A 10,889-nucleotide genomic window follows, 5' to 3' on the forward strand; every position below is an offset into this window, starting at 1 on the left:
GCAGGAGCGGCAGAAGCGTCGCCTCGCGGTCGAAATAGCCCGTATTCCAGAGGAAATAGTAGTTCCCAAGGCCGGCAGCGGAGAAGGCCGCACTGCGCCCAAGGCCGGCATAGTCACCCGGGAGCAGGAGAAACCAACCCGCCGCGAGCGACAGCCCCATCATCACCAGCATTGCTGGCAGGATACGACGCGCGCGCCGACCGTAGAATTCGGCGAGCGACAGTTCGCCGCCCTCCGCAACCAAAAGGCCTGTGATCAAGTAGCCCGAAATGACGAAGAAGATATCAACGCCGACGAATCCCCCGGGGAAACCGGGAACGTCGAAATGGAAAAGGATGACGGTGATGACCGCGATAGCGCGCAAGCCGTCGACGTCTGCCCGATAATCGAACTTCAAAGGTTCCCCCGAGCTATCTGTCGAAACGTCATGGCGTGATTGCAATCCGTGAGTCGATGGCGCGACAAGGCGCGGCCGGCGACGTTGCGATTCCAATAGTCTCACCGATACATTTGAATACTACCGTTTCCTTGCAATGCTAAACTGCGAGAAACATGGGGATACCGTGACAATTCATTTCACGCTAGAACGACAAAAACCTACACAGGTGTACCGGAATCAGTTCTGCCCTGTTGGGCTAGGGCGTCTGGCTCCCGGTGACATGTCGGACGCTTGTTCGTTGGAGATATCGAGGACCGTCGAAAAACTCGGTCGACTTGTAGAAAACGAGTTGTTCAACGTGTCCTCGACTGTATAGAAAGGCTATCCCGTGAGAGGCGAGGGCCACGGGTCGTTCTGGAGGCGGCAACTTTGGACAACCATAGCCCGGACGTGGTTGAATTCGGCCCGCGGACACATGTCCTGGTTACAGGTGGCGCGGGCTTTCTTGGATCGGCACTGGTCGATCTGTTACTTGACCGCAATTGCAGCGTAACCGTCATCGATGATCTCTCGAACGGCTCGCTTCGCAACCTTCCGGTCGACAATCCCCGCCTGACGATCCGTACCTTCAGGGTCGGCAGCCCGGCCTTCAATGCGGCGGTCCATGACGAGGTTGGCCTGGCCGACGCCGTATTCCATCTGGCGAGCCCGATCGGGGTTCAGCTTGCCCACACGGAACGCTTTGCTGTCACCAGTGGCATTCTTGAATCAGGTTGCGCAATCGTCGAGGCGTGCCGGCTGCACCGGCGTCCGCTTCTTTATACATCGAGTTCGGAAGTTTACGGCTCCGGGCGCGACCGTCCGATTACCGAGTCTGATCCTGTGGTGACGGATCTCCGACCGCGATGGGGATATGCTGCCGCCAAGGCAGCGGTTGAGCATCTGATCGCCGGACTGTTTTTCGATTTTGGCATTCCTGCCTGGATTGTCCGGCCGTTCAATATGGCTGGGCCGCGGCAGCGCTCGGCGACCGGCCTTGTGCTGCCGGTATTTGTGAACTCGGCCTTACGGGGCGAACCGCTTGTCGTTCACGACGACGGCGAGCAAAGGCGGGCATTCCTGCATGTTGCCGATGCCGCCGAAGGGCTGCTCCTGGTCATGCAGTGCCGATCCTTGCAAGGACGACCGGTCAATCTGGGCGGCAGCGAGGCGGTGCAGATCGGAAATCTCGCAAGGATGGTGGTTGAGGCGACCAAGACGAACGCGCCGATCGTCATGAGGTCTTCCAACGCGGTCTATGGCGAGAGGTTCGCCGTAACGCATGATCGCGTACCGGACACGAGTCTTCTGAGTACCATGACAGGTTGGCGCCCGCTGCGAAGCACAAGGCAGACGATTGTCGACTGCATCGAGCATATGCGTACCGAACGAGTGATGGCTTGACGCCTGGCTTATTGGTCCCGGTCATCGGGGCCCTGCTCATCGCGGTTCCTTGCGTATGGCTGTTCGCTCGCCTTGCTAGGCGCATTGGGGCCGTCTCCAAGGTCAAGAGCGACCGATGGCACACATCGGGCGAAGTCCCTCGACTTGCAGGGCCCGCCCTACTGATTGCGATGTCCCCATGGCTTCCGGTTGGCCATATCCTGTTGCTGGCTCTTTTCTGCCTTGTCGGCGCGCTCGACGATGTCCGATCCCTTTCCGCCGGCGCCAAGGCAGCAGCGTTGGCCGCGGCAGCGATACTTGCCGGGATCATCACTGGTTTTTGGTGGGTACCGATCGTCATTTGGATCGCCTGCAACGCGGTCAACATGCTTGATCATGCCGATGGTCTTGCCGCGAGCACAATCGCAGCCGCCTCCCTCGGCCTTGGCGGTGATGCCGGGCTGGCCTGCGCCGGGGCGTGCGTCGGGTTCCTTTGCTTCAACTATCCGCCCGCCCGCGTCTTCATGGGCGATAGCGGCAGTCTTCTGCTCGGCGCGGCGGTCGTGCTTCACGCTTCTGAAAGGGGTTTCGGCTCCTCATTAGCGTGGCTTGCCGTCCCGCTGATCGACGCAATATTCGTTATCATCCGCCGTCTGCGGCACGGACGGCAGCCTTGGATTGGCGGCACGGACCACCTTGGCCACACTTTGCTGCGTCTGGGCGTAGGCGGTAAGACCTTGCCGGCTCTCTATGGGGTGACGGCACTCGCGATCGGCCTCGCATTCACTGCTTGGCAAAGTTCATAGAACCAAATGGATATCATCGTCCCAGGCCGCCATCCGAAATCGCAACCTGGCACGCTGCGAAATAATATTCCCTAATTGTGGAGCGCCGCAAAGATGGCTTTGCCGATGGCGGGTGCGACGACGCTCTGCCAGGCTCGCCGAGGCCGGATCAGCCCTGCCTTTGGAGCAAAGACGCGCGCGCCGACCCCACTCTTAGTCCATCTTTCGTGTGCTTGCGATGACCATTCGCCATGCCGATGACCGAATTCGCGTAGCAGGCCTCGCCGGCACGTCGAGTGAACTCGGAAAGATCGATGCTGCGATCTCCTGAAAAGGAGTTGGCACGTAATCGGGCCTATCCGCGCTGGATGCGATAGACAGTTGCGTCACCTTCCACACCTCGAAGCGGCGCGTCAAAAGCCACGACACGGTGGCCGGCAAGCATTTCGCTGACCCCGGGCGCGGAATGGAGCGCCTCGGAAATGCAGATCTGTCCGGCCTCTGCCAGGGACTGCACGCGCGCGGCGACATTCACGGTCTGGCCGAAATAATCGAGGTTGTCGTTGAGCGTCACGGCGATCGACGGTCCACAGTGGGCACCGATCTTGAGGATGATCCCCGGCCCCTCATGGTCGCCGTTGAAGCGATCGATTTCTTCAAAGATGTGGAGTGCAGCCGAAATCGCATCCGACGGTTGCGAGAATACGGCCATCACCGCATCCCCAATCGTCTTGACCACCGCTCCGGAATGTTGCTGGACCGCAGCGTTGACCAGAGCGAAATGCTCGCGGACCAAAGCATAGGCGTTGAGATCGCCAAGGCGCTCATACATGGCGGTCGAACCCTTGAGGTCCGTGAACAGGAAGGTGATCTGCCGGATGCCCAGCCCCTCCTTCTCGTCGACACGTTCGGACCGGAAGAGCTGGCGGAAGGTTTGCCGCGCAAGCAGCGCTCCACCGGAAACATAAGGGTCGAAATCGAGTGCCGGCTTGGTGGTCAGCGCGACAAGCTCGGGCGGCCAGTTGATGACAAGCAACGAACCTCGCACCGGCCCCCTGTTCGCTACCTCAATGGCAATCGGACCAGGCGGCACAGCGGGCAACGCCGGCAAGAAGCGTTTGCCGTCGTAATCGACCTTCAGGAGTGTCGGCGCTGATACCGGGTCGCCCGATATTGGCACAGCGAATGCGGCCTGTGTCTGCACGTTGACGCCTGCAAGGGCGCCCGGTCCCAGGTCGGCGCGGAGCACTGTGGTGGTGCCGGGCGGTAGAAACGTCATGCCCCGAACGAAGCCACGCAGAACGTCGAGAAAGCGAACGTCTTGCCCCGGCAGCCGCCCGTCATGTCCGAAGTGGAGTTTCCAGTGAAAATCCTCGACAGGGAGCGTCTCGGGATTGTGGTAGGGAAGGTGCCGTAACTTCGGCGATACCGAAAAGGTGACCTCGATGAAGTCGTCGAGGTCGGTGTCGCCCGATACGTCGCACAGGCCACAGACGTAGTGGGTCCTCAGTGTGCGCAGGGCGCCGAAACTATCGAGCACCATCCCGGACTGGGGACAGAGCACATCCCAGCTCATGTCGAACACGCCACAGCGGGCGGCATGAAGGAAGAGGTCGATTGCTTCAGGCTCGGCGATTGCGCGGTCGCGAGCAAAGGCTAGCGGATTAACGCGATAGAGTGAGTGGTCGTCGGCGCTCCTGATCAGCGCCTCGAATTTCGAGATGACGCGTGGGCTCCAGGCTCGCGCCTGCTCCACCTTGGTCATCTTGCTTTCGAGAAGACGATCGTTGACTTCCGTCACACCGGATCCTCAACCTAGCCTCGCGACAGCCTACTAAAAAAGCCAGCAGGATGCGAATGGTTTGGATTCCTTTGTTGTACGACAGTCTGTCTAGGAGGATGTGCACCAGAGCAGGTGTCACGGTTTCCTACTCCGTTGTGCTGGCTTTTTTTCTGCGCCGATTGGTGTGCGACTGCGCGACTGCCATTTTTAGCTCGGGTTTGGCCTCCACAGGTGCATTCTCTGCCCCATGTGAGTTCTGTAGCCCCTCGACGTGGACGGTCGGAAATGGGAGTTCGATGCCCTGCTCCTTGAAGACCTGGCGGAGGCGTACATAGAATTTGCGTTTCATACTGAAGGCGCCTCCCGGTCTTGTTGTGACCTTGACCCTCAATACGATGCCGTACTCGCCGAACTCCTGCACGCCCTGCATCTTGATCGGTGAGAGCACCCAGTGTTTGAATTCGGGATCTTCCGCCAGTTCGAGACCTATTCGCTTGATCAGCTTGCGAGCGAAGTCGATGTCAGTGTTATAGCCAACGGTGATGTTGAATTTGTCGGTGACCCAGTCACGACTCTGGTTCTGGACTGCACCGAGTTCACCGAAAGGTATTGTGAACAGCGGGCCACGATGATGGCGCAGCTTCACCGAGCGCAGCGAAAAGCTTTCCACCGTTCCCACATAGCGGCCCGATGTAATGTATTCGCCAACACGAAACGCATCATCGAGAAGAAAAAACACGCCTGAAATGACGTCCTTGACTATGGTTTGTGCGCCAAATCCCACAGCGACACCAACGACGCCAGCGCCTGCGATCAGCGGGCCGATCTCGATACCCATTGAGGCGAGCATCATCAGCACCGCCATCACGACGATCACGGCGAGCAGAATGTTCTGGATGATCGGCAAAAGTGTGCGCAGCCGCGCCTGTTGCGGATCGAGGGTCGGGACCTCCTCGTCGTCGATCACCGCGTGCGGCGTTTCGATGCCCAGCTTTCGCTCGATCAAGGCTTTGATGATCGACCAGCCGAAGTCGGCTGCAAGCGCAATGACCATGACATTAATCAAGCCGCGCAATATGAGGTTGGTCGTCGTATCGCTGTCCCGCATGGACTGCATGTTCAGACCCCAGACACGCGCGAGAAAGTAAGCCGCCGCCAGGATCAAGATCATCCGGACTCCGCGATCGATGACAGCGATCGTCACCGCCGGAATCGTGGGCCGGCCGGCGTCGTCCGAACCCGGCCGCAGCACGAAATTGACGCCGCGCTGCGTCAGCACGATTGCCAAGGGCAGGAAGAATGCGGCGAAGGTAAACCAGAACAATATATTAAGACCGGCGATGCGCTGCAGGAACAGAACGACGAAATAAGCTGTCAACAACCATGTCGTTGCCGTATGACTGCTTTGGTGCGCACCATCTCGCTGTGTTCTTGGCCGGCGCCAAACGGCAACCAGCAAAAGCAATAGCAGCACGAAATCGGCGCCCGTTGACAGGACCAGCATTCCATCCTGATCGATGCCGAGACCCGGCAAGAGGATAAACGCGGCGGCGAAGAAGGCGAAGACGCCGACGATCCGGGGCAGCCAATAGAACCAATGGTCAGCCGTTTCGTTGGTGACCGGCAAGGCACGAACCTCGACGGCGTTCTCGACGTTCATGAAGGAAGGGACGAGCATGGCTGCCAGGTACATGCGCACAGCCGCTGTACCGACTGCAGCCAGCAGAAATGTCAGCACGATCTCGCGGATAAGCATTGGCCAGTCGAACAACATGAACGCGCCGGCGCTGCCCAGCGCGAACGAGACGATCAGCAGGCTGGAATAAAGCGTGCGACCACCAATCTTCTTGGCTCGCCCAATGGGCGTATCCTTCGGCTGCGCGATGATCCAAAGACGAAACGGACGGGTCAGCCTGTACGTTGCCCAGGCGAGCGCCACGCCGGCAGCGATGAACATCGCAATCAGCAGAAATACGCCGGGAGGCCCCTTTCTGGACATATCCTGCATGGTCTCTGCCCGAGCGCGCTCAAACTGGTCTGGCAGCAACGGCAAAGTTCGCACGATTCTTTCGATATGATGCTTGATCCGATCGAGCGTCGACGATGCCATCGTATTCATCTGGCTCGGGGCGACGGCAGCGTCGGACGATGCGCCGGCCGGTGAAGCTCCTGCCGCGGCAGGCGCTGCCGTTGACCCGGCGTCCTGATTTCGTTGTTCGGCCATCCAGGCCTTCACCGACGGATCGTCGAGTAGCTCGAATAGCTGTTTGACCTTTTCAGGCGGGACGGTCGCCGGCGCCTGCGCCTGTGCCGAACCAGCAAACAAGAGGGCGATCCCGAAGACCAGCGGCCCGGCAACCCGGACAAGCATGGCAGTCAGATCTCCGAGAGTTCGTGTCGGACGCGCCAGACTCCCAACTCCCAATCGTCGAACCAAGAGTGGCATCGTGCTGTAACCTTCCCCTCAAATCGGCAAGCAACGACATCTATGTCCGTCGTTGCGCCTACCTTGAAGAAACCGATGTTGTGGTGCAAGACATCCTTCCGGGCTAGACCGTTGCGCCGGGGTACCTAACAGTGTTTATTTTCCCGCGGGGGCAGGGCATTCCGGCCTCGGCCTGGCGTCCCTGACGAACTAAAGTGCTTTGAAAGCAGCATCTGCGGCGACCACGCTGGAGGTCGTGGTTGCGCCTCCAAGCTGGCGGCACCGAATGACAGCACAATGTCGTCGCGCTGTGCATTTGGCAAAAGCACTTGGATTCGATCCCCTCCATCGGTATGCGCTAACACTAGGCAATGTGTCTGGGTGTATGGCCGCCGCTTGGGACCCTTCAGATGAAGGACATTTGATGAGTCAGCGAGGACAGGCGCGAGCGCTTTGTGCGAATGTGGCTACATGGAGGGCTTCGGATTCTTGGCGTCCGTGTACACCTCGAGGTACGAGTTTGGGGTGACGAGCGCCATCTGGCCTTTCGCATCGCGCCGGTCGGCGAAGTGTGCATAGGGGTCGACGAGCTCGCGGATGGCGAGGCGATCTGCGCCTTCTTGGGTAATACAAATTGAAAATTGCGCCTTCATGTTTCAAAACAGGTCGGTTGACCCAGGATGGTTTCGAAGCCAGCGGGTCGCTGACGGTCCTCAAGGCGAGAATTCGAAAAGACGTTCAACCATGACCCAACACGCAGAAAACGCCCGAATTCTCATGTACAGCCACGACACGTTCGGGCTCGGCCACCTGCAGCGCTGCCGCACTATCGCGCATTCGCTTGTCGAGAATTTCCACGGACTTCAGGTGCTTATCATTTCGGGTGCAACGATCGCTGGCGCATTCGACTACCGCGCCCGTGTCGACTTCGTGAAGATCCCCAGCGTCATCAAGTTGCGCAATGGCGAATACACCTCGCTGGAAAAGGATATCGATCTGCATGAGACGCTAAGGATGCGCCAGTCGATTATCCGCCACACGGCCGAGACATTCCGGCCGGATATCTTCATCGTCGACAAGGAACCGCTCGGCCTGCGTGGAGAGATTGAGGACACGCTGTCCTACCTCAAGACGCGGGGCACCACGCTCGTTCTCGGCCTGCGCGAGGTGATGGATGCGCCGCATCTGCTCGAAGCGGAGTGGGCACGCAACGATGTGATGCGCAAGATAGGCCTATTCTACGACAAGGTCTGGGCCTATGGTCCGCCGGATTTCTACGATCCGTTGACGGGCTTGGATGTACCGCCGGCAGTCAGGGCAAAGATGAGGTTCGTCGGTTTCCTGCAACGGAGCCTGCCGCGGAATGAGTTGCCCGGCCACAGGCCCGAGGGCGACTATATCCTCGTTACCACCGGTGGCGGCGGTGACGGCGCCGAACTGATCCACGACGTCATCGATGCCTATCAGCAGGATCCACGATTGCAGCACAGGGCGCTGATCGTGCTTGGGCCTTACATGCCAGCGCGCAAGCGCAACAAGCTGCTCAGGAAGGGGGCCAAGATCCCCTACATCAAGATCATCGAGTTCGACAACCGCATGGAAGACCTGATTGCCGGCGCCAAGGCGGTCGTGGCAATGGGCGGCTACAACACCTATTGCGAGATATTGTCTTTCGACAAGCCGGCGCTGATCGTGCCGCGCGTCGAGCCGCGGGAGGAACAACTGATCCGCGCTCGGCGCGCAGCCGAACTCGGCCTCATCGAGATGCTTTTGCCGGAAGAAGCCAAGGATTCCCAGCGGTTTGCCGATGCACTGGTGATGCTGCCAGACCGGCCCCGCCCATCACAGAGCAATCCGCATCTGACGCTGGAAGGGCTGCCTCATATCTCCGAAATCGTTGCGGAACTGCTCGACCGGCGGGCCGGCCATCACCTTTCGGTCATCGAAGGACTGAACTGAGTTGCAACGTCGCAAGATCGTCGTGGTTCTGAAGGGCTATCCGCGGCTGTCGGAAACCTTCATCGCGCAGGAACTGCTTGGTCTCGAGCGTGCGGGATTCGACCTAGTGATCGTCGCGCTCAGGCGGCCGACCGATGCAAAACGCAACCCCGTGCATGATGAGATCAAAGCGCCCGTCCATTATTTGCCCGAATATCTGCATGACGAGCCGCTGCGCGTCGTTCGCGCGCTGATTGCTTGTCTGCCGCGGCCGGGCTTCTGGCGCGCACTTAGATCACTGGCTAGCGATATCCCCCGCGACTTTACGCGCAATCGCGTGCGCCGCTTCGGGCAGGCACTCGTGCTGGCGGCCGAATGGCCGCAAGACGCGGGATGGTTGCATGCACATTTCGTGCACACGCCGGCGTCGGTGACGCGCTATGCCAGCCTGCTTCGTGGCCTGCCCTGGAGTTGCTCGGCCCATGCCAAGGACATCTGGACTTCGGCGGACTGGGATCTGGCCGGCAAGCTTTCCTCGGCGCGTTGGACGGTAACCTGCACGAAAACCGGCTTCGACCGCCTGAAGGGGCTCGCCAACGGCAACTCGTCCGTGCATCTGAGCTATCATGGGCTCGACCTTGATCGCTTCGGCAGCTTTGGCGAGGCGCGAAAACAGCATGACGGCTCAGCGCCGGGCGAACCGGTTGTCGTTCTGAGTGTCGGGCGCGCAGTCGAAAAGAAAGGTTACGATACCTTGCTGGAGGCCCTTGCCCTTCTGCCCGCGGATTTGGCGTGGCGTTTCGAGCATATCGGCGGCGGCGAGGAACTGGAACGGCTCAAGGCGCTGGCGCGAAAGCTCGGCCTGGAGGGTCGCGTCTCCTGGAAAGGCGCGCTTGCGCAGAAGGAGGTGCTGGAACACTACCGAAGCGCCGACATTTTCGCCCTGGCCTGCAGGATTACTGCAAATGGTGACCGGGACGGTCTGCCGAATGTTCTGGTGGAGGCGGCCAGCCAGCGGCTTGCCTGCGTGTCGACCGATATTTCCGGCGTGCCGGAGCTTATATCGCCGGACGAAACCGGTCTGCTGGTGCCGACGGAACACCCTATTGCCTTGGCACAGGCGCTGGAGCGTCTGATTCGTGATCCCTTGCTGCGCGCCCGCCTCGGCGAGGCCGCTGAGGGGCGCGTGCGAAGCAATTTCGATCATATGGCAAGCATCGGACAGCTCAAGCAACTGTTCCAGCAGGAGTGGCAGGCTGCCGAATGAAGCGGCTGCGCGCCTTCTTCTATGTCCAGCACCTGCTCGGCATCGGCCATCTCGCGCGCGCCAGCCGCATCGCGGCGGCTTTGGCCGATGACGGGTTTGACGTAACCGTCGTGACCGGCGGAGCGCCGATCGCGGGGTTTCCGGGACCGGGGGTAAAATCTGTGCCCCTGCCACCTGTCACCTCCGGTGATGAAGGATTTTCAGGGTTGGTCGACCTGCAGGGCAAACCCATCGACGATGATTTCAAGAAGTGGCGCTCAGAGATGCTGCTGCAGGCATTCCGGGATTGCAGGCCTGATATCGTCATTATCGAGGCGTTTCCATTTGGACGCCGGCAGATGCGTTTCGAACTCTTGCCGCTGATCGAGGCCATCGAAGCGACGTCGCCCAGACCGCTGCTGGCGACGTCCGTCCGCGATATCCTTCAGGAGCGCGTCAAGCCGGGCCGAAACGAGGAAACGGTCGATCTCATCAACAGGCATTTCGACCTTGTCATGGTCCACGGCGACCCGGCTTTCGCAACCATCGACAGGACATTTCCACTGGCTGGGGCGATCACAGCCGAGGTCACCTACACGGGGCTCGTTGCCGCGCCGCCACCGCCCGCGGCCTCCGAGCGCTTCGACGTTCTGGTGTCGGTTGGCGGCGGCGCTGCCGGAAAACACCTGGTCAGCTCCGCCATCGCCGCCGCTAGGAATGCCAACAACGTTTGGAAATGGTGTTTGATCACCGGCCCAAACCTGCCGAAAGACGAATTTGACGCGATCGCGCGCGATGCCACGCCGGGTCTGTCCATCTTCCGTTTCCGCGAGGATTTCGCCAGCCTGCTAACCGGCGCCCGCCTGTCAGTTTCGCAGGCGGGTTACAACACGGTCTGCGATGTCCTGCGC

General features: G+C 60.1%; 9 protein-coding genes. 5 read left to right on the forward strand and 4 right to left on the reverse strand.

The window, feature by feature from the left end; genetic code table 11:
* Positions 1-397: acyltransferase (locus EOA33_RS12115; protein ID WP_145989119.1), on the reverse strand; the 397-nt coding region annotated here is incomplete at its 3' end.
* Between the two features lie 411 nt (positions 398-808).
* Between EOA33_RS12115 and EOA33_RS12120 the strand changes: the two genes are divergently transcribed.
* Positions 809-1,822, forward strand: coding sequence for an NAD-dependent epimerase/dehydratase family protein (locus EOA33_RS12120; RefSeq protein WP_189347686.1), 1,014 nt, complete (start codon positions 809-811; stop codon positions 1,820-1,822).
* Positions 1,823-1,992: 170 nt separating this feature from the next.
* Positions 1,993-2,607, forward strand: coding sequence for an MraY family glycosyltransferase (locus tag EOA33_RS12125; RefSeq protein WP_245482315.1), 615 nt, complete (start codon positions 1,993-1,995; stop codon positions 2,605-2,607).
* Positions 2,608-2,941: 334 nt separating this feature from the next.
* On the opposite strand, the gene EOA33_RS12130 is transcribed toward EOA33_RS12125, so the two are convergent.
* From EOA33_RS12130 to EOA33_RS12140, 3 genes are all read right to left on the reverse strand, one after another.
* On the reverse strand, positions 2,942-4,387 hold the full coding sequence (locus EOA33_RS12130) for an adenylate/guanylate cyclase domain-containing protein (protein WP_126058873.1): 1,446 nt from the start codon (positions 4,385-4,387) through the stop codon (positions 2,942-2,944).
* 127 nt (positions 4,388-4,514) lie between these two features.
* Positions 4,515-6,740, reverse strand: a complete 2,226-nt coding sequence (locus EOA33_RS12135) for a mechanosensitive ion channel family protein (protein WP_127405729.1) — start codon at positions 6,738-6,740, stop codon at positions 4,515-4,517.
* Positions 6,741-7,261: 521 nt separating this feature from the next.
* Positions 7,262-7,447 carry a hypothetical protein gene (locus EOA33_RS12140; RefSeq protein ID WP_126058875.1) on the reverse strand — a complete coding sequence of 62 codons (186 nt, stop codon included), beginning with the start codon at positions 7,445-7,447 and terminating at the stop codon, positions 7,262-7,264.
* Positions 7,448-7,538: 91 nt separating this feature from the next.
* Between EOA33_RS12140 and EOA33_RS12145 the strand changes: the two genes are divergently transcribed.
* From EOA33_RS12145 to EOA33_RS12155, 3 genes are all read left to right on the forward strand, one after another.
* Positions 7,539-8,753: a glycosyltransferase family protein gene (locus EOA33_RS12145; protein WP_126058876.1), complete on the forward strand. Its 1,215-nt coding sequence runs from the start codon at positions 7,539-7,541 to the stop codon at positions 8,751-8,753.
* 1 nt (position 8,754) lies between these two features.
* Positions 8,755-9,999 (forward strand): glycosyltransferase, encoded by a 1,245-nt coding sequence (locus EOA33_RS12150; RefSeq protein ID WP_127405730.1) that lies wholly within the window; start codon positions 8,755-8,757, stop codon positions 9,997-9,999.
* A partial coding sequence (locus EOA33_RS12155) for a glycosyl transferase (protein WP_127405731.1) occupies positions 9,996-10,889 on the forward strand: 894 nt, incomplete at its 3' end. The genes EOA33_RS12150 and EOA33_RS12155, both read left to right, overlap by 4 nt.

The organism is Mesorhizobium sp. M4A.F.Ca.ET.050.02.1.1 (genome assembly GCF_003997725.1).
Lineage (GTDB): Bacteria > Pseudomonadota > Alphaproteobacteria > Rhizobiales > Rhizobiaceae > Mesorhizobium.

Coding starts and splice junctions, on each gene's coding strand:
- EOA33_RS12140 (WP_126058875.1), bottom strand. CDS start 7,447: ATGAAGGCGCAATTTTCAATTTGTATTACCCAAGAAGGCGCAGATCGC.
- EOA33_RS12135 (WP_127405729.1), bottom strand. CDS start 6,740: ATGCTTGTCCGGGTTGCCGGGCCGCTGGTCTTCGGGATCGCCCTCTTG.
- EOA33_RS12125 (WP_245482315.1), top strand. CDS start 1,993: ATGTCCCCATGGCTTCCGGTTGGCCATATCCTGTTGCTGGCTCTTTTC.
- EOA33_RS12145 (WP_126058876.1), top strand. CDS start 7,539: ATGACCCAACACGCAGAAAACGCCCGAATTCTCATGTACAGCCACGAC.